This window comes from Thermosynechococcus sp. HN-54, from assembly GCF_023650955.1.
Classification (GTDB): Bacteria; Cyanobacteriota; Cyanobacteriia; order Thermosynechococcales; family Thermosynechococcaceae; genus Thermosynechococcus.
Map to the genome: position 1 here is coordinate 1386996 of NZ_CP098039.1, position 23370 is coordinate 1410365.

At 52.2% G+C, this 23370-nt stretch carries 16 protein-coding genes and 1 tRNA gene; 14 read left to right on the plus strand and 3 right to left on the minus strand.

The window, feature by feature from the left end:
• Positions 1-220 precede the first annotated feature (220 nt).
• The 4 genes from NBE99_RS06725 to NBE99_RS06740 all read left to right on the plus strand — a co-directional run bounded on the left by NBE99_RS06725 (position 221) and on the right by NBE99_RS06740 (position 11869).
• Positions 221-5167: a CHAT domain-containing protein gene (locus tag NBE99_RS06725; protein WP_250681344.1), complete on the plus strand. Its 4947-nt coding sequence runs from the start codon at positions 221-223 to the stop codon at positions 5165-5167.
• 111 nt (positions 5168-5278) lie between these two features.
• Positions 5279-7948 (plus strand): alanine--tRNA ligase, encoded by a 2670-nt coding sequence (gene alaS / locus NBE99_RS06730; RefSeq protein ID WP_250681345.1) that lies wholly within the window; start codon positions 5279-5281, stop codon positions 7946-7948.
• 33 nt (positions 7949-7981) lie between these two features.
• Entirely contained in the window at positions 7982-9214 is a 1233-nt protein-coding gene (locus NBE99_RS06735; protein ID WP_250681346.1) for an LL-diaminopimelate aminotransferase, read from the plus strand.
• 159 nt (positions 9215-9373) lie between these two features.
• Positions 9374-11869 carry an O-antigen ligase family protein gene (locus NBE99_RS06740; protein ID WP_250681347.1) on the plus strand — a complete coding sequence of 832 codons (2496 nt, stop codon included), beginning with the start codon at positions 9374-9376 and terminating at the stop codon, positions 11867-11869.
• Here the strand turns inward: NBE99_RS06740 and NBE99_RS06745 are convergent.
• Both NBE99_RS06745 and NBE99_RS06750 read right to left on the minus strand, forming a co-directional pair.
• A complete protein-coding gene (locus NBE99_RS06745) occupies positions 11866-12645 on the minus strand; it encodes a hypothetical protein (protein WP_250681348.1) in 780 nt (259 codons plus the stop codon). The genes NBE99_RS06740 and NBE99_RS06745 overlap by 4 nt on opposite strands.
• A 3-nt stretch (positions 12646-12648) precedes the next feature.
• A tRNA-Met gene (locus NBE99_RS06750) sits at positions 12649-12722 on the minus strand.
• Between the two features lie 203 nt (positions 12723-12925).
• Between NBE99_RS06750 and NBE99_RS06755 the strand changes: the two genes are divergently transcribed.
• The 10 genes from NBE99_RS06755 to nagA all read left to right on the plus strand — a co-directional run bounded on the left by NBE99_RS06755 (position 12926) and on the right by nagA (position 22900).
• Complete coding sequence (locus NBE99_RS06755) at positions 12926-13528, plus strand: hypothetical protein (RefSeq protein ID WP_250681349.1); 603 nt, start codon at positions 12926-12928, stop codon at positions 13526-13528.
• A gap of 44 nt (positions 13529-13572) precedes the next feature.
• Positions 13573-14271 (plus strand): response regulator transcription factor, encoded by a 699-nt coding sequence (locus NBE99_RS06760; RefSeq protein WP_250681350.1) that lies wholly within the window; start codon positions 13573-13575, stop codon positions 14269-14271.
• Between the two features lie 61 nt (positions 14272-14332).
• A complete protein-coding gene (gene leuS, locus NBE99_RS06765; RefSeq protein ID WP_250681351.1) occupies positions 14333-16900 on the plus strand; it encodes a leucine--tRNA ligase in 2568 nt (855 codons plus the stop codon).
• A gap of 108 nt (positions 16901-17008) precedes the next feature.
• Positions 17009-17224, plus strand: coding sequence for an AAA family ATPase (locus NBE99_RS13435; protein ID WP_399370141.1), 216 nt, complete (start codon positions 17009-17011; stop codon positions 17222-17224).
• Positions 17225-17346: 122 nt separating this feature from the next.
• Positions 17347-18114: a TOPRIM nucleotidyl transferase/hydrolase domain-containing protein gene (locus NBE99_RS06770; protein WP_250681352.1), complete on the plus strand. Its 768-nt coding sequence runs from the start codon at positions 17347-17349 to the stop codon at positions 18112-18114.
• A 277-nt stretch (positions 18115-18391) separates the two neighbouring features.
• The gene (locus NBE99_RS06775; protein ID WP_250681353.1) at positions 18392-18598 is read left to right on the plus strand and encodes a DUF2839 domain-containing protein; all 207 of its coding nucleotides are present in this window, start codon (positions 18392-18394) and stop codon (positions 18596-18598) included.
• A gap of 7 nt (positions 18599-18605) precedes the next feature.
• On the plus strand, positions 18606-19853 hold the full coding sequence (locus NBE99_RS06780) for a D-alanyl-D-alanine carboxypeptidase (RefSeq protein WP_250681354.1): 1248 nt from the start codon (positions 18606-18608) through the stop codon (positions 19851-19853).
• Positions 19854-19856: 3 nt separating this feature from the next.
• Entirely contained in the window at positions 19857-21488 is a 1632-nt protein-coding gene (locus NBE99_RS06785; RefSeq protein WP_250681355.1) for a helicase HerA domain-containing protein, read from the plus strand.
• A 66-nt stretch (positions 21489-21554) separates the two neighbouring features.
• Positions 21555-21782, plus strand: coding sequence for a ferredoxin family protein (locus tag NBE99_RS06790; RefSeq protein WP_250681356.1), 228 nt, complete (start codon positions 21555-21557; stop codon positions 21780-21782).
• A complete protein-coding gene (nagA, locus tag NBE99_RS06795; protein WP_250681357.1) occupies positions 21779-22900 on the plus strand; it encodes an N-acetylglucosamine-6-phosphate deacetylase in 1122 nt (373 codons plus the stop codon). Before NBE99_RS06790 ends, nagA begins: the two co-directional genes overlap by 4 nt.
• A 1-nt stretch (position 22901) precedes the next feature.
• Here the strand turns inward: nagA and NBE99_RS06800 are convergent, their stop codons facing one another.
• Positions 22902-23171, minus strand: a complete 270-nt coding sequence (locus NBE99_RS06800) for a CD225/dispanin family protein (protein ID WP_250681358.1) — start codon at positions 23169-23171, stop codon at positions 22902-22904.
• Positions 23172-23370 lie beyond the last annotated feature (199 nt).

A 23370-nucleotide genomic window follows, 5' to 3' on the forward strand; every position in this document is an offset into this window, starting at 1 on the left:
GAATGCCAACTTGTAATCTCTGTGTCAAGGCTATAACTTCTAGGAGCATCAGCTGCTGATCTCGCGATCGCCGGGGATCAAGAATAGCACCGCCTAGCATTTTGGAAGTTTGACCAGCGTATCTATAATGGTTACAACCTACTTCCATAACAGCCTCTGGACTCCCCCCACAAGAGTTGCCAGTGGCAAGGCTCAATCAATCCTTCTAGAGGCTGGTGCTATGAAACCCCTACAGCAGTGGCTATTTTCCATCACCTTGGTCTGTTGGGGGCTGTTGAGTGGCAACGTTTACAGCCAAATCACACCAGCAACTCATGGAACTGGAACCACCGTCATCCAAAATGGCCAACAAATTGATATTGATGGGGGTCAGCTATCGGGGAATGGTCAAAATCTTTTTCACCTCTTTCGAGACTTCAATGTTGGTAACGGCCAAATTGCCAACTTTCTCTCTAACCCGCAAATTCGCAACATTCTCGCGGGTGTCAATGGTGGTAACGCTAGCTATATCAATGGTTTGATTCAAATCACGGGTGGCAACAGCAATCTTTATCTGCTCAACCCCGCAGGAATTGTTTTTGGCCCCAATGCTCGCTTGAATCTCCCGGCGGCATTCCACGCTTCCACAGCTCAACGGGTACTTTTTGAAGGTGGTGTTTTTGATGTTAACGGCCAGAACCTCTATCCATCCCTCAATGGTCACCCCACTGGCTTTGAATTCCTGAGTAAAGGGCTGATCATTAATGAAGGTGAGCTGAGAGTCCGCAGCGGTCAAACCCTGAGCCTCATGGCGCACCAAGTGATCAATACGGGTACGCTTTCAGCCCCCGCAGGCCATATCCAAATTGCAGCCGTACCTGAAACAGGAATGGTGCGGGTCTCCCAAGCGGGAATGCTCCTTAGCCTTGAAATTCCTCAGGATCGACTGCCACCCCATGGGGCGATCGCTGCCGTGGACTTACCCAGCTTACTGACAGGACAGAGTTCACAACCGGTCAACAGCGTCATTCGAAATTCCGACGGCACGATTCGCCTTGTCCATGATCCCAGCAAAATCCCCCTCACGACACCTACCGCAGTTATCAGTGGCAACCTTTCTGTGGGTAATCCCACAGGTATCGGCGGCCAAATCACGATCAGCGGTCAAAATATCGCCCTCATCAATGCCAACTTAACTGCCTCCGGTTCACTGGGGGGTGGCACGATTCTCTTGGGGGGCGATTACCGAGGGGGAACAACAGGCACCAATCGGCTAGATAGTAGTTTCAATGCCCAGAACCTCTTTATCAGCAGTGGCAGTGTGATTGCAGCAGATGCCCTGAATCAGGGAAATGGCGGCACCGTCATTGTCTGGGCAGACAACAGCACCCAATTTGCCGGCACCATCACTGCACGGGGGGGGCAACTTAGCGGCAATGGTGGCTTTGTTGAGACTTCTGGACGAGAACTGCTCAGTGTTCAGGGAACAGTTGATGCCAGTACAGTTAATGGCCAGCCCGGTATATGGCTCCTTGATCCACGAAATGTCATCATTTCTACCACCCCTACGAATGGTGGGAGTTTTTCTGGGGGTAATCCCGATGTCTTTACTCCCACCACTGATGACGCTTTTGTTGAAAATACCGCCATTGAAGCTGCTCTTAACCTCGGCACTAGCGTGACAATTACCACAGGTGAGACCGGTACACAAGCTGGCAACATTTCTGTTTTTGCTCCCATCACAAAGACAACTGGTGGCGATGCCTCCCTAACATTCCAAGCCGCAAATGACATTCTTGTTTCCTATGACATTAGATCTGAGGCAGGCCGACTGAATCTCATTTTCCATGCAGATGCCGATAACAGCGGTGCAGGAGCAATTAGATTAGACTCAGCTGCACTCATTTCCAATGGCGGCAATATTATCTTGGGCGGTGGCTCTAATCCCTTTACAAGTCCAGCGATTGGTGTAAACACTCCCGGTGTCAATATCAACAACTCTACCCTCAATGCAGAGGGCGGTAACATTAGGATTCATGGTCGCGGTGCAGCAACCGATGGCCAACTAGGGGTGTTCATGAGTGAGAGTTCAATTCTCACCTCAGGTTCTGGAGAGATCACCATTTTAGGAACGGGTGGCTCCAGCGTTTACAGCGCCATTGACGGTATTTCAATTCAGAATTCCTCAATCAGCGCCGAGGCTGGCAATCTTACCTTAACGGGTACCGGTGGCAACGGCCTTGAAGTATTTTCTAACGTTGGCATCAGTCTTGAAGAGTCGGGAATTCAAACCACGACTGGGAATATTACCCTTACAGGTACTGGTGGTACGGGCTTTGCCTACAACCAAGAAGGTATTCTGAGTAGCTTCACAAGCATTACCAGTCAAAGCGGCGATATCATCCTTAGAGGCACAGGGGGGCAATCCGCTGCTGGTCTTCTTTTTAGGGCAGCAACTGACACAGACTACCCTGCTCAGGTGAGAACGGCTGGGAATGGGAATATCCTCATTGAAGGTCGCGGCACGAATGGTAGTTCGGGTCTAGTCATGGAAATTTCTGACCTCCTCACCGTTGCTGTCCATAATGGTGTGCTGACACTGGCAGCCCAAGGGGGCATTGAGCTTTTTGGTGACTCCACCTCTTTGCTAGATATAGATAGCACAGGGTCAGGCCGCCTTGTTTTTCGACCCATTGATGCCAACACTCCTGTTGGTGTTGGTGATGGTGCAGCAGGTAACTTAATCGTTGATCAGTTTCTCCTCAATCAAATCACAGGTGGATTTTCTTTAGTGACCATTGGTCACCCTAGTGGTACTGGTCTCCTTGATGTTCGCCCCTTTAGCCTCAACTACAATCTTGCCCTACAAACACCCGGCGTAAGTTCCCTAGGTATTCAGTTCAATGGCTCTGGAACAACTGACCTCAATGGTCGCAATCTCACGCTTATTAGCGGTGGCGGGGTTGCTCAGGGCAGTCACGCCATTTCAGCAGCAACTCTTCAACTGCTTGGACAGGGCATTGTCATACTAAGTAATTCCAACAACCAGTTTCAGGCGCTCTCAGGGAATGTTACTGGCAATGTAAATCTCAACAACCAAGGCAACCTGACCATTAGTAGCTTTAGCAACGGTGTCAATGGTCTCACTACTGGCATCAACACCAATGGCAATACTTTAATTCTCAACCTAGGCAGTGGTAACTTAACACAAAGTGCACCGATTCGAGCTGGTAGCTTGGGCTTGACCCTACGAAATGGCAGTGCAATTCTGACCAACCCAAATAACCAAGTGGGCATACTTGCGGCTCAGTTGAACAGTTCTAGCGATCTTCAATTTGTCAATAACGGTACCCTCACTGTTGGCAATGTCAATCCAACGGGTATTACAGGGCGCAGCATTTTCCTACAAACACTAACAAGTGATATTGTTCTCAATGCGCCAATTTCTGCCTTTGGCGCTGGGGATGCCATTATTCTTACTGCGGAAAATAACTTTATTAACAATTATGGCTCTAGTGTCTTCAGCACACCCAATGGTCGCTGGCTAGTTTATTCTACTGACCTCAACCTGAATATCAACGGTGGCCTCACGGGTTCAGAGCAATTCAATACCATCTATCCTCAGCCTGCTCTATTCTCTGGTTCTGGTTTTCTCTATCGGGTTTCTCAAGCACCGCCCACCCCTCCAACGCAACCCCCTGCACCTCCGACTCCGCCCCCGCCTCCCGTAGAACCGCCCACACCACCGCCTTCACAACCTCAACTTCAAGAGAATCTCGGCCAGATTTTATTCGGCGAGGAGGCAAAAGGCACTAAACTGCCAGAGAATACAGCTCAAGTCATATATTTTCCGGGCGTTGAGATCATCCGTCAGCAAATCGGTGCCGCTTTTGATCAAGGAGACTACAACAGTGCCATCAAACTGCTTCAGCAGCTTTATTCCTTTGAGTTTAGTGAGTACTTTAGTGAATTTTTGAGCACTCCCGGCCAAACAGGATTACAGATTCTGGATATTGATCAAATTAAAGAGTTACTGGCACGCATAGCCAAAGAAACAGGTCAAAAACCTGCCCTGACCTATGTCTTTTGGCGACCTGAACAACTAGATATATTTATCATCACACCGGAAGGCGAACCCATTTACCAACCCGTTCGAGTGCCCCAAGAAGCGGTGCGCCGTGTCATTGCTGCCTTTAATCGTGAGGTGCGAGATCCAACGAAAACAAACAGCGATTCCTACTTATCCTTTGCTCAACAACTTTACCAATGGATCATAGGCGGTGTTGATACAGAACTACAAGAGCGCGGCATTAACACGCTAGTTTTTGCCCTTGATCAGGGGCTACGGGGTCTGCCGATAGCTGCTTTGCACACAGGGTCAAATGTTGTGGCCTCGGCAGTCAATGATAGTTCCCTAGACCGTAATAGGCAGTTTCTGGTGGAACGCTACAGTTTGGGTCTCATCCCTAGTATCAATTTGGTTGATACCCGCTATCAACCCTTACAAAATGCCTCAATATTGGCAATGGGGGCATCTGAGTTCCCAAATCAAAATCCCTTGCCAGCCGTTCCTGTAGAGCTACAAACCATTACTCAACTGGTCGGCCGCGGGAAGATGTTTCTCAATGACACCTTCACAGTCTCGAACCTAGAAACCCAGCGTCGCCGCAGTCTATACCCCATTCTCCATCTGGCCACCCATGGTGAATTTAATCCGGGTAAACCACACAATTCCTACATTCAATTTTGGGATAGGCAGCTTTCAATAACTCAATTACGGCAGTTGCGTTTATTCCAGCCACCCACAGAATTAATGACGCTAAGTGCCTGTCGAACAGCAGTAGGAGACGCGAATGCAGAACTGGGGTTTGCTGGACTGTCGCTACAAGCGGGGGCGAAGAGTTCTGTGGCTAGTCTGTGGTATGTGAGTGATGAGGGAACACTGGCACTGATGACGGCGTTTTATAGCCAGTTAGCAACTGCCCCAATTAAAGCAGAAGCATTGCGACAGGCTCAGCTTGCCATGATCCACCAGCAGATTGTAATTGAAGGGAACCACCTGCGTAGCGGTAGCGTGCGAGGACAGCTTTCAATTCCTTTGCCCCAAGCAGTCCAAGGTAGTGGCGGGCATCAACTTTCCCATCCCTATTTTTGGGCAGGATTTACCCTGATTGGTAGCCCTTGGTAGTCTTAGAGTGTTTTTTTCCGTCCTGATGGGGCGTCTCGTTTGAAGAGGCCAATCCAGTATGATGAAATAGTATCTTTGCTGTTTGTTGCGCTCCGTTGAGACTTTGCTCCAATGACCTCGTCACCATCAGCGATAACTGCTCTCACAGGTGATCAAATTCGCCAAAAATTCCTTGAGTTCTATGCCGCTAAGGGACACACGATTTTGCCCAGTGCCTCGCTGATTCCAGAGGATCCGACGGTGCTGCTGACGATCGCCGGCATGCTCCCCTTCAAACCTATTTTCCTCGGTCAAGAAGCGCCAAAAGTCCCTCGTGCTACCACCGCCCAGAAATGTCTGCGCACCAATGACATTGAAAATGTGGGTCGTACTGCTCGCCACCACACCTTTTTTGAAATGCTGGGCAACTTCAGCTTTGGTGACTACTTCAAGGCAGAGGCGATTGCTTGGGCATGGGAACTGATGACCACGGTCTATGGTTTGCCCCCGGAGCGTCTGTTGGTGAGTGTCTTTGAGAATGATGATGAGGCCTACGAGATCTGGCATCGCCAAGTGGGCTTGCCCAAGGAGCGCATCCAGCGCATGGGAGAGGAGAGCAACTTTTGGACGGCTGGGCCGACGGGTCCCTGTGGCCCTTGTTCTGAGATTTACTACGACTTCTATCCGGAAAAGGGGCTAGCTGACGTTGATCTCGATGACGATCGCCGGTTCATCGAACTCTACAACTTAGTGTTCATGGAGTTGAACCAAGACGATCAAGGGCGCCGCACGCCCCTCAAGGCGAAAAACATTGATACCGGTATGGGCTTGGAGCGGATGGCCCAGATTCTCCAAGGGGTGCCCAACAACTACGAAACGGATTTAATTTTCCCGATTATTGAGGCAGCAGCGCAGCGAGCCGGGATTCAATACCGCAAAGCCAATGCCAGTACCAAAACCTCCCTCAAGGTGATTGGCGATCACACCCGTGCGGTGGTTCATTTGGTTGCGGATGGCGTCACTGCCAGTAATGTGGGTCGCGGCTATGTCCTGCGGCGGTTGATTCGGCGGATTGTGCGCCATAGTCGGCTACTCGGCATCAATGAAGTGGTCACCCCTGAGCTTGCCCAAGTGGCGATTGATTTAGCGGCGACTGTCTATCCCAATGTGCGCGAGCGGCAGGCAGTGATTCTCAGCGAACTGCAACGGGAGGAGGAACAGTTTCTCAAGACTTTGGATCGGGGTGAGAAGCTCTTGGCGGAGATGCTGGCTCCTCTGAAGACGGCTAAGGGCAAAAAACGCAGTAAACCACAACTGGCAGGGCGCGATGCCTTCGTTCTTTTTGATACCTATGGCTTCCCCTTGGAGTTGACCCAAGAGATTGCCGCCGAGCAGGGAATCAGTGTGGATGTGGCTGAGTTTGAAGCCTGTATGGCCGAGCAGCGGCAACGTTCCCAAGCAGCCCACGAAACCATTGATATTACCGTTCAGGAGGGGATTGACTCCCTAGCGGATCAACTGCACCCTACGCAGTTTCGTGGCTATGACGAGTTTAGTTTGACCACGACAGTAACAGCGATTTTGGTGGCGGGTCATCCGGTAACTACAGCAACGGCGGGGACGGAAGTACAGGTCATCCTTGAGGAAACTCCCTTCTATGCTGAATCCGGTGGCCAAATTGGCGATCGCGGGTATCTCGCCACCAGTGATGCGCTAGTACAAATCCACGATGTGCAAAAGCAAAAGGAAGTGTTTGTTCACTACGGCAAAGTGGAGCGGGGCAGCCTCAGCGTTGGCGATCGCGTGAGCGCCCAAATTGATCTCAGTTGTCGGCGACGGGTACAGGCGCACCACACCGCAACGCATCTCTTGCAAGCAGCCTTGAAAAAGCTAATTGACGAGAACATTTCCCAAGCGGGGTCGCTGGTGGCCTTTGATCGGTTGCGGTTTGACTTTAACTGCCCCCGTTCCCTCACGCGCGAAGAGCTGCAACAGATTGAAGATCAAATCAACACGTGGATTAGTGAAAGCCACGCCACCCACACGAGTATCATGGCGCTCAATGAAGCCAAGGCCAAGGGGGCGATCGCCATGTTTGGTGAAAAATACAGTGAGCAGGTGCGTGTTCTCGATATTCCCGGCGTCTCCATGGAACTCTGTGGCGGCACCCATGTCCATAACACAGCGGAAATTGGCCTCTTTAAGATCATGAGTGAAAGTGGCGTGGCCGCTGGGATTCGCCGCATTGAAGCCATTGCTGGGTCGGCGGTGCGAGAGTATCTGCAACAGCGCGATAGCATTGTCCGTGAGTTGTGCGATCGCTTCAAAGCCAAACCCGAAGAGGTTCTCGATCGCATTAGCCAACTCCAAGCAGATCTCAAAGCCCAGCAAAAGGAACTGGAACGCCTCAAAGCCGAACTAGCTCTTGCCAAAACCCAAGCCCTCTTGGAACAGGCGGAAGCCGTCGGCAATACCCACATTCTCATTGCCTCGTTGGTGGGGGTGGATCCCCAAGGGCTGAAAACTGCCGCCGAATGGCTGCTGAATAAACTGGGCAGTGGTGTCGTTGTCTTGGCTATTCACCCTACGTCTGACAAAGTGAACCTTTTAGTCGCCGCCAGTCCGGATGTTGTGCAGCGGGGTGTCCATGCCGGTCAACTGGTGGCCGAGCTTGCCCAAGTCTGTGGTGGGCGCGGGGGTGGTCGTCCCAACTTTGCTCAGGCTGGTGGCTCTGAACCCCAGAAATTGACCGAGGCGTTTGAATTAGCACAATCTCGCCTCAAAGGGATTCTGGAATCCTGATATATTGACGTTTTGTTCTCTCTCAACCGCACTATGGCCTTTGTTAACGCAAACTACCTCAAACTGAAGGCTGGGTATCTCTTTCCGGAAATTGCCCGCCGCGTCAATCAATTTTTGCAAGCCCATCCCGATGCCCCCTTAATTCGCCTAGGAATTGGTGATGTTACCGAACCGTTGCCGGCGGCCTGTCGCCAAGCAATGATTCAAGCCGTTGAAGAAATGGGCGATCGCGCCACCTTCAAAGGCTATGGGCCTGAGCAGGGGTATCCTTGGCTGCGGGAAAAAATTGCGGCTCATGACTTCCAAGCGCGGGGCTGTGACATTGATGCCAGTGAGATTTTTATTTCCGACGGCTCTAAGTGCGACACAGGCAATATTCTGGATATTTTTGGCGACGGCAACCGCATTGCAGTTACGGATCCTGTCTATCCCGTCTATGTGGATACCAATGTCATGGCCGGGCACACGGGGGAAGCCAATGAACGCGGGGAATACGCTGGACTGGTCTATTTGCCGATTACCGCTGAAAACCACTTCACCGCCACCCTGCCCAGCGAACCAGTAGATTTAATCTACCTCTGTTTCCCCAACAATCCCACCGGTGCGGTAGCTACACGGGAACATTTGCAGGCGTGGGTGGACTACGCCCGTGCCCACAAAGCAATCATTTTCTTTGATGCCGCCTACGAAGCCTTTATTACGGATCCAACCATTCCCCACTCCATCTATGAAATGCCCGGTGCCCGCGAGTGCGCCATTGAATTCCGTTCCTTCTCGAAAAATGCCGGCTTTACGGGAACGCGCTGTGCCTTTACCGTAGTGCCCAAGGGTCTCAAGGGGCAAACTCCCAGTGGCGAGGCCGTCGAACTCTGGGCGCTGTGGCAGCGGCGGCAATCCACTAAGTTCAACGGTGTGTCCTACATTGTGCAGCGGGGTGCTGAGGCAGTGTATTCTGAGGCAGGTCAAGCCCAAGTACGGGAGCTAGTGGCCTTTTATATGGAAAATGCCCGTCTCATTCGCGAAAAACTCACCCAAGCGGGCTTTGAGGTCTATGGCGGCGTCAATGCGCCCTACGTTTGGCTGAAAACGCCCCAAGGGATTGGCAGTTGGGACTTTTTCGATAAACTGCTACACACCTGCTATGTCGTAGGGACGCCGGGGGCAGGTTTTGGGGCAGCGGGTGAGGGCTACCTGCGCCTCTCGGCCTTCAATAGCCGCGAAAATGTGGTTGAGGCCATGAATCGCGTGGTGGCAGCCTTTGCCTAAGAATTCACAGGCTAGAATCAGAAAAATGGCGAGGGAGCGCAGTCCGGCACCTTGGCAACCGGGAGGCGCCATCGCGGATCGAGGGATGCTTTGATCCCTTGGTTTGGACGAACGGAATCGAAGTGGTTGGAGAGGCTTTAACCCCTTTTAGCATCACCGATGACGACAAAAGATTGGGGCGAACAAGCAGCGAAACAGGAGGGCATTCTGCTGGGGTTGTTGACGGCAGCCGGCTATGCCTTTTTTACGCTCCTACCCGACAGTCATAGTCTCATGGTGGCGTGGCCTTGGGTTCTCCTGTGGCAAGCAGCGCTGGGGGTACCTCTACTTTGGTTTTTGCAGGTGTTGGCCTATCAACGGCGAGTGCAGCCCTTGGGGAATGGCTTCGATGGCGTGGTGCTGTTGCTCCTGTTGGCATTGGCCATTTCCGGAACGTTCAGCACTTTTCCCAATCAAGCTCGCTGGTATGGCTGGGCACTCTTGGGGGGGATCGCTGTGCTTTATCCCCTAGGGGCTTGGTTGCGCACCCCAGAACGCCGCTGGCAAATCGTGCGCTGTCAAGGCTATCTCACTGCCCTCGTAATCCTTGTCAGTTTAGGCCTCTGGTTGGGCACGACGATCGCTCCCGCACTTTTGAATAGTCCTCAAGGATTCACCCCCCATTTGAATCCAGATACCCTAGAACTCCGCAACTGGGCACCCTTTGGCCACCAAAACTATGTGGCGGGGTATCTCCTGTTGGCTTTACCCTTGGTGGGACTCTTGGCCATAGAGGCCGAAGCCAGTGAACCGTGGTGGCGATCGCGCCGGTTTTGGATTGCTGTGCTGCTCTTGGGTCTAGTCACCCTCTATACAACATTTTCACGGGGGGGCGGCCTCGGCTTACTGGCAATGGTGATTCCCCTTAGTGTGGGTTGGCTTTGGTACTATCGCCGCCAGCGTCGCTCTTGGTGGGGCTTTTTGGCTTTGGCGGGCTTAGTGGTGGTCGCTTTGGCTAACAATCGCCTGCGACGCAGTTTAGCTGCCCTATTTCAGGGGGGACAGGGAGGTGAACTAGCCTATCGCTGGATTACCAGTATGGTCGGTTGGCGGATGGGGGCAGCACATCCTCTGAGTGGCAATGGCTTGGGCAGTGTGCCCCTGTGGTATCAGCACTATCGCCCGGGCTGGGCAGGCCGCGAAGCAGAGTGGATCTATCAACTCCACAGTACCCCCGTACAACTGTGGGCCGAACTTGGGCTTTGGGGCATTGTGGTATTGCTCTTGGGGGTGGGGCTACTGGTGTATTGGGCAATCCGCTACCGCCGCTGGTGGCTTAACCTAGAACAACGGGAACAACGGCTGGCGATCGCCCTCTCCCTTGCCCTTTGGGGCTATGGGGTGCTCAGTCTCACGGATTTTCAACTGGACAATGTCGGCATTGGTGGCCTCTTCCTGATTGAACTCACCCTCTTGACGACACTCATTCGCACAGGCCAAAGGCAAGTCCCTCCGGAACGGTTGCGGGCACGCTGGGCACTTTCACTGGTGGGTCTGGGTCTGGGAGTGATGACCGTAATGGTAGTTTGGCTAACACCGATTCATCGAGCTTGGGCGAGTAGCAGCGAAGGCTTCCTAGCCCTTTTGGAAAGACCCCCTGACTGGAATCAATTTAGTGAAAAGCTCTTCCATGCTCAGGAGCTTGCCCCTTGGGAACCCTATTATCCGCTGCAACTGGGGTGGAACTATGGCCAGCGGGGCATGATGACAGAGAACCCTGCTGCACGGGCGAACCTTTTGCGTACAGCAACAGTTGAGTTTGAGAAAGGAATTGAGCTATCTCCCTACCTCGAGTTTGGTTATAGCAACTTGGCATGGCTTTACTGGCAGGAGGGCAATTTTGGCGCAGCAATTCCTACCTTTGCCAAAGCGGCTCAACTGGTACCGGCGAAACGGGGGAATTTTCTGGGTCTGGGGTTAGCCCTCATTGGTGAGCATCAACGGCAACTCGCGACCCAAGCCCTAACCCTTGAGGTGCTGCGCCATCCCATCTTCATCACCAGTCCGGCGTGGCGGGTGGCACCCTTGGCGCCCTTCTATCAGCCGGTTCTCAGGGCGGTCACGCAGCGCTATCGTCAGCTGGCGCAGGAACTTCCTAGCGATCGCCCCTCCGGAGCCTATGTGCGTCAAGTCGCAACCTTGCTAGGTTGGTGGCAAGGGGAACTTCCCTCGGATGCTGAACCTCTAGCTGCATGGCTACAACCCTTGGCCAACCCCCAAGAGACAACACTGAAGGCACCCGCAACGCTGCAAGTCTTTCTCAAGGCATGGGATGACCCCGACAACCGCCGTGACCTCTTGGCCTCCATTTGGTCGGGTAGCCCCGAGCAACTGGAACAGATGGTGCGCTCCATGGCCGGGCAGCCAACCCCCCTTGATTGGTTGCGTTCTGCGGCGCCTGCCGTTGCGATTACCTATACGCGTGCGGGTTTTGGCGTGAATAGCCGCCACATTGATGGCCCTCAACCCACGGACTTTTTCATTGCCATTGATAACTTACCGATGGTGACCTTGTTTGCGCCGTTGTGGCCAGACAACTACTTTTTGCCCGAACTGGATCAAGCCCTAGAGAGCGATCGCCAGCGTCTTTTTATTGCCCTTAACCAAAGGCTCTAACGGCAAACCCCCGTGGGTTGCTCAACTTGGGTGGCGGGGGGATTGGCAACAACGTCCAACACAATCTGTAGGGTTCGCACTGCTGCACACTGGTCTTGGGGCAAGGGCATGGGCATCAAAGGGCGCGTCACCCCTGCAAGAACATATTCCCGTTGCGGGCGCACCTCAAAGAGCCGTTGACCATTCTGCGCCAAGCCTCTGACTTTGATTTGATCCGCCTCGATATGCACATTGCCCTGATTCCTGAGAGTCATTTGGAGTGTGCCCTGCTGCACTTGGGCATTGAGAAGTTGCCCCTGCCGACGAATGACCGCTGGTTTGATAAATACGGGTAGGCTATGCACCGTGACTAAGCGCGTTTCTGAGCTGGGTCCTTGGGGGGCTGGAAGAATTTCTGCAACTAGGAGGCGATATGTCCGCTCCACCTCAGGAGCAGGGAAGCGATGCCGAATGCGAATTTCAGCCCGTCCACCCACGGGTAGATGCAGGAGGTTGGGAAAGGCAACCAACTCTAGGCTATTTGGGGGCAGGAGATGCAGTTCATCCTCGCCAGTTTCTCGCTGTTGCCAGTGCTGCACCCGCACCTTAAAGTCAAGGGGCACACTGCCAGTGTTGGCGATCGCCAGTACCCCGAAAGGCACTTGGGGCAACAATTCAATCTTCAGTGCACTGAAGCGATACTGAGCTATTTGCGCCACGGCCGAAGCCATCCCCACAATCAGGAGAATCCCAGAGACGCAGAAAGTAAACAGCCGCCAGAATTTGCTTGTCTTCATGAATGGCGGGGCATGGATTTGAACCATGGACCTTCGGGTTATGAGCCCGACGAGCTACCAGACTGCTCTACCCCGCGTCACCTCAGTTTACCTAAGATAGCGTATTGTCTCAAGGATTGGCAAGCGATCGCCGGAAGATTTGTAAAGTTTATAAAGTTCTATCAAGATGCTAAGTTTTTTTTGGGTCAACTGTAGTAACCCATACTTCCATAATCCCGACAAACAAATATAAAAAAATTATTAAGATTAGCTAGGTCTTTTTAGACTAACTCCTTGAGCAATGCTGCTACCTCCTCTTCTCCTCGATACTCTGAGGGAAATTTATCAGCGCCAAGGCTCAGCTCTCTCTGCCAGTCCCTTGCGAACTGAAAATCAGCTTCTCCTGTTGATTGAAGCACTCCCAGAGGTGAGCCATGCCACCCTAGAAACACTGCTGATGTCCTACTCTCGGGCTAAGGCGTCTCTCCCCATCAATTTGGCCTACCTCTTGGCACTGGAGGGTGAAATCCTTAACCTGCTTGGCGTGACATCCGCAGTACGCCCCTTGTTTACGCCGCCAGTAGTACAGACGCTGCAAAACTATCTACCTTGGTTTAGAACAGTCAGCCAAATCGTGCAAAATTCTCTTGGCAGCGCCCTTGTGCGTAACTACTGGTTGCTGACTCGTCCTGCCGACCCTTGGCTGCGCACTATTCCCGTTGAGATTTTCTACACTGAGCAGGTGCTCCCTCGCGATCGCTATCTCAACAACCATCAGCAGGAGCGACTGCAAACATGGTTAGAGCAATTTATGCTCTACTGTAGTCGTCTTGTCCCCAGCCTGCCCGCAGAAGCGACAGCAGCAGGCATTCCTGTCCCCCCTCAATTGCTAAAAGCAGCGTGAGGATTTCGCTAAAATTTTGGTATTCACCGGCAGTCACTGGAGTCGTGGAGCACATTCTCCTGCTAGAGGACGAAACGGAACTCGCCGATCCCTTGGGTCATATCCTGCGCCAAGAGGGCTATGACGTTGACGTGGCCTATGATGGTGAAACTGCCCAAGCCTATTGGCAAACGCAACGTCCCTACCACCTGTTGATCTTGGACTGGATGGTGCCACCGCCCACGGGTTTAGAACTCTGTCAACGATTGCGCCAAGCCGGGGATGAGACGCCTGTGCTCTTTCTAACTGCGCGGGACACGGTGGACGACCGCGTCTGTGGCCTTGATGCCGGCGCCGATGATTACTTGGTGAAGCCCTTTGAACTGCGGGAATTACTCGCACGGGTACGGGCACTCCTGCGACGGCGCCACACGATAGGGTGTACTGCACCGATTCTTTGCTGGCAGGATTTGCGGCTCGATGTCGAAGGTCGCCTGCTCTACCGCGGTCAACAGTGTATCTCCCTCTCTGAGAAGGAAACAGCGCTGCTGGCTCTTTTCCTCAAGCACCCGACAGAACTCCTCAGCCATGAATTGATTGCCAGCCACCTCTGGCCAGATCAGCCCTGTGTCAATCGCAACCTACTAGCTGCTCAGATTCGACTGTTACGCCGCAAAATTGAGCATGCCGACGAACCCTCACTCATTCAGACGGTTTATGGTCAAGGCTATCGGCTGCGCCCCATCACCGTTGGCGAAGGATAACCGCGCTTGGTTAGCTAGGCTCCAGATACAATAGATAAGCTGTTCTTTCGGGAAAACTGTTGTGGACGATCGCTACGACCCCCAAGTGATTGAGGCCAAGTGGCAGCGGGAATGGGCTGCGCGCCAGCTCGATCGCACCGATACCGATCCGCAAAAGCCGAAATTCTATGCCCTCTCAATGTTTCCCTACCCCTCTGGGAATCTCCACATGGGGCACGTTCGCAACTACACCATCACTGATGTCATTGCCCGCTGTCGGCGGATGCAGGGCTATCGCGTTCTCCACCCCATGGGCTGGGATGCCTTTGGCCTGCCGGCAGAAAATGCTGCCATTGAACGCGGGATTCATCCCCGCATCTGGACGCAACAGAACATTGCCCAAATGCGCCAAGAACTCCAGCGCTTGGGGCTGTCCTATGACTGGGAACGGGAGGTGACCACCTGTCATCCTGACTACTACCGCTGGACGCAATGGCTGTTTTTGGAATTTTTTGAGGCGGGCTTGGCCTACCAGAAGGAGGCCGCAGTGAACTGGGATCCGGTGGATCAAACGGTTTTGGCCAATGAGCAGGTGGATAGCGAAGGGCGATCATGGCGATCGGGTGCCTTGGTGGAACGGCGACTCCTCAAGCAGTGGTTCCTGAAAATTACTGCTTATGCTGAGGAACTGTTGAATGACTTGGAACAACTGACAGGCTGGCCAGAGCGGGTAAAATTGATGCAGGCCAACTGGATTGGCAAGTCCACCGGTGCCTACCTTGAATTTCCCGTTGTTGGCAGTGATGAAAAAATTGCTGTTTTTACCACCCGTCCCGATACGGTTTATGGGGTCACCTATGTGGTCTTGGCGCCTGAACATCCTCTAACCCTGCAAGTCACCACTCCCCGTCGTCGCAAAACCGTTGAAGCCTTTATTGCTAGTGTGCAACAGGAAAGTGAACTCGAGCGCACTGCTGGCGATCGCCCCAAACGCGGGGTGGCCACTGGTGGCAAAGCCCTGAATCCCTTTACTGGCGAAGAAATCCCCATTTGGATTGCCGATTATGTCCTCTACGAATACGGTACCGGCGCCGTGATGGGCGTCCCTGCCCACGATGAGCGGGATTTTCAGTTTGCTAAAGCCCACAAGCTCCCCATCCGTCAAGTGATTATCCCCCCAGACGGCAAAGTAAGTACTCGCCCTAAGGCAGCCTACACAGAGCCGGGCATCCTCATCAACAGTGGCCAATTCAATGGCATGGACTCCACCACCGCCAAAGCAGCGATTACCGAGTATGCTGCTACCCAAGGTTGGGGACGCGAACAGGTGCAGTATCGCCTGCGGGATTGGCTCATTTCTCGCCAACGCTATTGGGGCGTACCAATTCCGATCATTCACTGTCCCCAGTGTGGAGCGGTGCCGGTGCCGCGCTCAGAGTTACCGGTGCTCCTCCCAGAAGAGGTGGAGTTTAGCGGTCGTGGGCCTTCTCCCTTGGCCAAACTTGCCGCGTGGCGCGATGTCCCCTGCCCGAAATGTGGTGCGCCTGCCCAGCGGGAAACGGATACAATGGACACCTTTATTGACTCCTCTTGGTACTACTTCCGCTATGCGGATGCCCACAATAGTGAAGCCCCCTTTGACCCCGCAGCCATTAAGGACTGGTTACCCGTGGATCAGTATGTGGGGGGGATTGAGCACGCCATTCTCCATTTGCTCTACTCGCGCTTTTTCACCAAAGTTTTGCGCGATCGCCAGTTGGTTCATGTGAGTGAACCCTTCCAACGCCTACTCACCCAAGGTATGGTGCAGGGGCGTACGTACAAAAATCCGAGAACCGGTAAATACGTCATTCCCAGCCGCATTGCCGATCTCAATCACCCCACCGACCCCGACAGTGGCGACCCCCTAGAGGTCGTCTATGAAAAAATGTCCAAGTCCAAGTACAACGGTGTTGCCCCCAGCGATGTCATCCAACAGTACGGTGCCGATACTGCCCGCATGTTCATTCTTTTCAAAGCGCCCCCCGAAAAAGACCTTGAATGGGACGATGCCGATGTCGAAGGCCAGTTTCGCTTCCTCAACCGTGTCTGGCGACTGGTACAAACCTTCAAAGCCCATGGCGGTCAGCTGGGTCAACCCCTACCCACAACCCTGACGAAAGCCGAAAAAGACCTGCGCCGCGCCATTCATACCGCCATTAAAGAAATCAGCGCGGACATCGAAGGCGACTACCAACTGAATACCGCTGTTGCCGAACTCATGAAACTCAGTAATGCCCTCAGTAGTGCCGACTGCTACACCTCCGGGGTGTATAGCGAAGGTATCCAAACCTTACTCACCCTACTCGCTCCCTTTGCCCCCCACATCAGCGAAGAACTCTGGCAACAACTGGGGGGCACAGATTCAATCCACCGCCAACCTTGGCCAAAAGCCGACCCCAGCGCCCTCGTTGCCGATGAGATGACCCTTGTCATTCAAGTGATGGGCAAAACCCGTGGCGCCATTCAAGTGCCGGCCACTGCCAGCCAAACTGAACTGGAGGAAGCGGCCAAACAGTCGGAGATTGGCCAACGCTACCTAGCAGGCAAAACCATTCAAAAAGTAATTGTCGTTCCTGGCAAATTAGTCAACTTTGTCTTAGCCCCTTAAACGCTAACAGTTTGCCGCAGCCCACCTGAAGGAATTTCTGGTTCTTGCTCTCGCTTTGCAGCAGTTATGCTACGTTAGCAGCAGTTCTAAATTGTACTCTCAGCAGTTATGAAGGCGACGAAGCTCACTATTCATCATTTTCGATCATTTGCTGAGGCAGAGGTTTTTCTTAATCCCTATACGTTGGTAGTGGGCACAAATAACGCAGGCAAGACAAATCTCATAGATGCTATTCGTCTTTTTTATAGCAAAGATATTAAATTAATTATGAGGAGCAGCGAGACTTCCCTAAGTTTGAGGTTAGTGATCCCGAGTCTTGGGTAGAACTTGAGTTTTTACTTACATCAGATGAGCAGAGGGTTCTGAAGCCAGAATATCTTCAGCCGAATAGCAACTTCAAAGTACGGCGCTACCTAAAAAGCACTGATAAACAGAATGAGTGGTATGTGCAAAACACTGGTACTCAGGAATACACCAAATTTCATGGAGGAGGACGCAGTGCTCAAAGAAGACTTGGAAAAATTATCTATATTCCAGCATTCAGTAAGCTTGATGATCAAACAAAGTTAACGGGTTCTTCACCACTCCGAGATTTAATCCATTCTTTTATGATGCCTGCACTTGAAAATGGTAAGGCTTATCAGCACTTGAAAAGAGCTTTCAAGGCATTTGAAGAAAACCTGAGAGATGAAGCACATACAAGCATTTCTCGCTTAGAGAAGCTTATTTCCGACAAAATTTATCATTGGGGCGCTAAAGCTGAAATTATCCGGTGGCAACAAGCAGGTATTAGAGTTCATGAAGATGACCAAAGAATTGAGATGGAATCAATAAAGTACACACTTTGGCTAAACTCAAATCGTTGCAGTGCATTTTTTTATAATCGAGTTCTATTGGTAGAAGCAGCAACGCAAGTAGCACTTGTAGCACTTTTTGAATATATGACTAGTGAAGCTGGATTGCTTGATTCAGGCCAGTTTTTTGTTTTTGATTGTATGGGCAAATACAACATACATCGCTTCATGAATCTTTTTGGGGAGTTAGGTATTTGCCATGCTGTATTATGTGATACAGATAACGAGTGCGTATCCAAAACCATTGAAAATTCAAAAAATAATTATACCCTTGGCATAGATTATATTCAGAAGGACATTGAGTCCTTTTTAGGTATTTCAATTAAAAGCAGCGAATCACACCGTAAGCCTCAGAACTGAATGTGGCATATCCAGCATAAAAACTTTGATACTCAAAAGCTTAATCAGCTAGCTGATAAAGTTAAAACTATATTACAAAAAACTGAAAATTAGCCATTTATTTGCTTCAATATAATTTGGTTAATTGAATTGTTGGTTTCTGATAAATATCTAATTTAGTTAATTTTACATACAATTGTCATGGTAGTATCCTTTTTTATAAGGATGGCGTCCTAGGGGGTCGATCGCTCCCCAAAAGCCTCTAGGATAAGGAGTGTAACTGTTTGAGCAGCTAAGTATGGGTGAGGCAAAACGGCGCAAAGAAACCCTCGGTAATGCCTACGGTCAAGAAAAGGGGGGCTGGCTCAAGAAAGAGCAACTGCTGCTGATTCAGAAGTGGGTGACGCGGGGTACGTGGGTGGGAATTGGCCTACTGGTGGTCATTTGGCTCACGGTTCGCTTTATTGGCCCTGGTCTAGGATGGTGGGAATTGACGGTGAATTAGAACTGGCATGTTGGATCTGTTGGCAGCATTGGCGTGGTACTGGGGACAACCGCGTCTTGAGGCGTTAAAAGCAGTGATCTTGCCCTATGAGGCTGCGCTGCATCAGTATCGCGATCGCTACCTGCAAACATTGGCCCAAGAGGGTTTTTCTCCCAATCAACAGGGCATCTGGGTTCAAAGTGGTCAGCAGTTACTGGTGAACCACCAAGGCGATCGCCCCCTTTCTGCTGCCTCGGTCACTAAAATCGCCACCAGCCTTGCGGTTCTGGACAAATACCCCTTTGACTATCAGTTCCTCACGCGCATTGGCACCACTGGCACACTTCAAAATGGCCGCCTAAGGGGAGATTTGGTGATTATTGGCGGGAATGATCCTTTGTTTGTTTGGGAGGAGGCGATCGCCATCGGCAATGCCCTCAATCGCCTTGGAATTCGCCAAGTGCAAGGGAACTTAGTGATCGTCGCCCCTTTTATTATGAACTTTTACCCTGAACCGCAGACCGCCGCAGAGCTATTCAAGCTGGCTTTGGATCACCGCCGCTGGACGCCGGAAGTTCAATCCGCCTATGCACAGCACCTCAAAGGACAACCACGCCCCCCAGTAACGATTACGGGTGGAACCCGCATCCAAGGCACAATCCCTGCCAATGTGACGATTCGTTTGGAACATCGCTCACTGCCCTTGGGGGAGATTGTGCGACAAATGAATATCTACAGTAATAATGAGATTGCCGAAACCTTGGCTGAAATGGCAGGGGGTGCTGCTACCGTTGCCCAAGTGGCTGCCCGTAAGGCGAATGTGCCTGTCCAAGAGATCCAACTGATCAACGGCTCAGGTCTGGGGGAGGAAAATCGAATTTCACCGCGAGCCGCTTGCGGCATGCTCTTTGCACTTCAGAAGGAGTTAGCTGAGAACAACCATAGCTTGGCGGATGTGCTACCAATGGCAGGGCGCGATCGCGGCACCGTTGAGTCTCGCCAGTTACCCCCCGCCACACTGGTGAAAACCGGTTCCCTTTGGAATGTCAGTGCCTTGGTCGGTGTCTTGCCTACAGCAAAGTACGGCACCGTCTGTTTTGCCCTCCTCAATGGCGGAGATAACTTAGAAGGGTTTCGGCGGGCACAGGATCGCTATGTACAGCACTTGAGTCAAACGCTACAAGCGCCTCAAAGACAGGGTGCTGAATTCCACAGCCAAGCCCCTGCGCCGCGGTTTGGCGATCCCCAACGCATCCAACTCGTGACGGCTCAATAGACAATGACAGCTCAACAACTGGGAATTGTCGTCCAAGGCTCCCTCAGTCAAGGCCTAGAAGTGCGACTCAGTGGTCATGTTTCAGTCGAAGAACTGCGGGTTGGCCAATTTTTGGTAGTGCAAGGCCGGCGATCGCGCTTCTTTTGCCTGCTCACAGATGTTGTGCTCGGCACTGCCAATCCTCGCATTCTCCTGAATCCACCCGCCCTTGAGGATACCTTTTTGCAGGAGGTGCTGGCGGGCAGCGGCACGTTTGCCACATTGAGTCTGGCTCCTATGTTGATGATTCTCAACGATGCGCAGGAACTCCTGCCGGTGAAAACAATTCCTGCCCATTTCAGTCCGGTCTATGAAGCCAGTGAGCGGGACTTTCGCGCCGTGTTTGGCTGGGAGGACGATCCGCAGCGGCGCAACTTTGCCATTGGCACCCCCTTGGATATGCAGGTACCCATCTGTCTAGACTTAGATCGCTTTGTCGAGCGCAGTAATGGCATATTTGGCAAGTCGGGGACAGGCAAATCCTTCTTAACGCGGCTGCTGCTGTCGGGGATTATTCGCAAACAGGCGGCAGTGAACCTGATTTTTGATATGCACTCGGAGTATGGCTGGGAGGCAACCCGTGAAGGCAAGCAACTGAGTACGGTTAAGGGACTGCGGCAACTGTTTCCCCGCCAAGTAAAGATCTATACCCTTGATCCTGAATCCACCCAACGGCGCGGCGTGCGCGATGCCCAAGAACTCTACATTGGTTTTGATCAAATTGAGGTGGAGGATCTGGCGCTGGTGCAGGGGGAACTGAACCTCTCGGAGGCCAGCCTCGAAAATGCAATTATTTTGCGCAATGAGTTTGGCAAGGGCTGGATTACTCGGCTGCTGATGATGACCAATCAGGAGATTCAAGAGTTTTGTGAAACGAAAATGGGCAGCAAGGCCTCAATCATGGCGCTGCAACGAAAACTGACACGGCTAGAGCAACTGAAGTATCTACGCAACACCTGTACCAAGAACTACATTGGCCAGATTTTGGAGACCCTTGCTGCGGGTCAACACGTGGTAATTGAGTTTGGCTCCCAAGCCAATATGCTCTCCTATATGCTGGCGACAAATATTATTGCCCGTCGCATCCACCAAGCCTATGTCCAGCAGTCGGAGGTGTTTCTGCAAACGAAAAATCCCAGCGATCGCCCGCGTCAACTGGTGATCACGATTGAAGAGGCCCACCGCTTCTTAGATCCTGCCACTGTGAAGCAAACGATTTTTGGCACGATCGCCCGCGAAATGCGCAAGTACTTCGTGACCTTGCTCGTTGTCGATCAACGGCCTTCGGGTATTGATAGCGAAATCATGTCGCAAATTGGGACGCGCATTACCGCCCTCCTGAATGATGAAAAGGACATTGAGGCGATTTTTACTGGGGTGGCTGGCTCGCAGCAGTTGCGTTCGGTGTTAGCCAAGCTCGATTCTAAACAACAGGCGCTTGTCCTTGGTCATGCAGTGCCAATGCCCGTGGTGATCCAAACCCGCAGTTATGACGAAACCTTTTATGCGGAGATGGGCGATCGCGATTGGGAAGAACTACCTACACCACTGTTATTGGAGGCGGCGCAAGCGGCGAAGTCAGATCTAGGGATTTAGCCTAGGGATTTACAATTGAATTGAGATCTATAAGATGCTCATTCCACTCTCAGTGAGGAGAACACTGTGGCGCACACCATTGTCACCAATACCTGCGAAGGGGTTGCCGATTGTGTTGAGGCCTGTCCAGTGGCCTGCATTCATCCGGGGGCGGGCAAAAATGCCAAGGGCACCGATTGGTTTTGGATTGATTTTGCCACCTGTATTGACTGTGGCATTTGTTTGCAAGTGTGTCCGGTTGAAGGGGCAATTGTGCCGGAAGAACGCCCTGATCTCCAAGCCACTCCCGCATGATGGCAATCCAATGGCTCGATCGCGTGCGGCTTTTGGGGAGCGATCGCCTGCAACAGGTACAACTTGCTGAGGGGAAGGTAGCAGCCATTGGTTTGGATTTAATTCCACCCCAAGCGGTTGGCGTTCTTGATTTTGGTGGCGATTATCTCTCCCTTGGGGGCGTGGACTTGCAAATTAACGGTGCCTTGGGCATTCCCTTTCCTTGGTTACAGACAGCAGAACCGCTACCAAAAATTGGCCGCTACCTTTGGCAACAGGGCATTGACGCCTATGCCCCCACCATCGTAACTGCCCCCCTTGGGGAAATCCACACCGCCTTGCGACTTATTCACCAGTACAGCCCGGCGTCCCCAGAGCCAGAAGCTGAGATTCTAGGCGTCCATTTAGAGGGGCCTTTTCTCAATCCCCGCAAGCGGGGTGCACATCCACAGCAGTATCTGCAATCCTTGACCGTTGAAGCGGTTCACCAAGTTCTGGCAGAGTTTAGCTCCGCCGTATGCATTCTCACCCTAGCACCGGAACTGGACGCCACTAATCAGGTTCTAGCCTACTTACGTGGGTTGGGAATTACCGTGAGTTTGGGCCACTCCATGGCCACCCTAGAGCAAGCCCAAGCAGCCTTTGAGGCGGGTGCCACGATGATTACCCATGCCTTTAATGCCATGCCCCCTCTGCATCATCGCGAGCCGGGATTGTTGGCGGCGGCCTTGACGGATCAGCGGGTCTGGTGTGGAGTGATTGGCGATGGGGTTCATGTTCATCCACAAATGCTAAAGCTGCTGGGGCAGTGCGCGGCGGATCGCCTGTTTTTGGTCAGTGATGCCCTCGCCCCCTTGGGGTTAGGGGATGGGATGTATCCTTGGGATGAGCGGCAGATTGAAGTAAAAAATGGTACCGCACGCCTAGCTGATGGTACCCTCTGTGGCACCACGGTGCCGCTGCTGGCAATGGTGGGGCGCTTGGTGGACTGGGGAGTTTGCAATTTTGAAGCAGCACTGACGTTGGCCACTGTGAACCCTCGCCGTGCCTTGGGCTTGTGTACTGAGTTACTCCAGCAACCGGTCACTCACCTGTTGCGCTGGCGATCGCCCCACCACTATGAACGACTGCTCAGTTGAGCTACATGCCCCCTTGCTTAGCCATGATTGAGAGCACCATGAGCAGCGCATAAACGGCACCACCAAGCAATCCCAAAATCACTGAAATCCAAGTAAATAGCTTGGCTTTGTTTGAAGCCTCCAACGCCCCAGCGCGATCGCCGGCGGCTAACCTTGAATTGACTTGGGAAGCAAAAATAATAGCGACAATACCGAAAGGCAAACAGCAGCAAATCGTGGATAGAATCGCTGGAACCATGTAATTGGGAATATTTTCATTTGAAGGGTTCATTGTTAAATTTCCTTAAAAATCAGGTTTGAATAGGGTTTAGAAAATTGACAGCAATTGATTAGCTATCTTTGAACAAGCACAGGCTAGCCTATTTTTTCTCTAAAGGCAATCATCTTCCTTCCGCTTTTGTCAAGAGTCGCCCTCAGTCGCCGCAAACGTCGGTAGGGTATGGCAAACTAAAGAGGAATTCACTTAGCTT

What these genes read in the sequence shown, in the direction of transcription:
- NBE99_RS06725 (WP_250681344.1), top strand. Translation starts at nt 221, where the DNA reads ATGAAACCCCTACAGCAGTGGCTATTTTCCATCACCTTGGTCTGTTGG.
- alaS (WP_250681345.1), top strand. Translation starts at nt 5,279, where the DNA reads ATGACCTCGTCACCATCAGCGATAACTGCTCTCACAGGTGATCAAATT.
- NBE99_RS06735 (WP_250681346.1), top strand. Translation starts at nt 7,982, where the DNA reads ATGGCCTTTGTTAACGCAAACTACCTCAAACTGAAGGCTGGGTATCTC.
- NBE99_RS06740 (WP_250681347.1), top strand. Translation starts at nt 9,374, where the DNA reads ATGACGACAAAAGATTGGGGCGAACAAGCAGCGAAACAGGAGGGCATT.
- NBE99_RS06745 (WP_250681348.1), bottom strand. Translation starts at nt 12,645, where the DNA reads ATGAAGACAAGCAAATTCTGGCGGCTGTTTACTTTCTGCGTCTCTGGG.
- NBE99_RS06755 (WP_250681349.1), top strand. Translation starts at nt 12,926, where the DNA reads ATGCTGCTACCTCCTCTTCTCCTCGATACTCTGAGGGAAATTTATCAG.
- NBE99_RS13435 (WP_399370141.1), top strand. Translation starts at nt 17,009, where the DNA reads ATGAAGGCGACGAAGCTCACTATTCATCATTTTCGATCATTTGCTGAG.
- NBE99_RS06775 (WP_250681353.1), top strand. Translation starts at nt 18,392, where the DNA reads ATGGGTGAGGCAAAACGGCGCAAAGAAACCCTCGGTAATGCCTACGGT.
- NBE99_RS06780 (WP_250681354.1), top strand. Translation starts at nt 18,606, where the DNA reads ATGTTGGATCTGTTGGCAGCATTGGCGTGGTACTGGGGACAACCGCGT.
- NBE99_RS06785 (WP_250681355.1), top strand. Translation starts at nt 19,857, where the DNA reads ATGACAGCTCAACAACTGGGAATTGTCGTCCAAGGCTCCCTCAGTCAA.
- nagA (WP_250681357.1), top strand. Translation starts at nt 21,779, where the DNA reads ATGATGGCAATCCAATGGCTCGATCGCGTGCGGCTTTTGGGGAGCGAT.
- NBE99_RS06800 (WP_250681358.1), bottom strand. Translation starts at nt 23,171, where the DNA reads ATGAACCCTTCAAATGAAAATATTCCCAATTACATGGTTCCAGCGATT.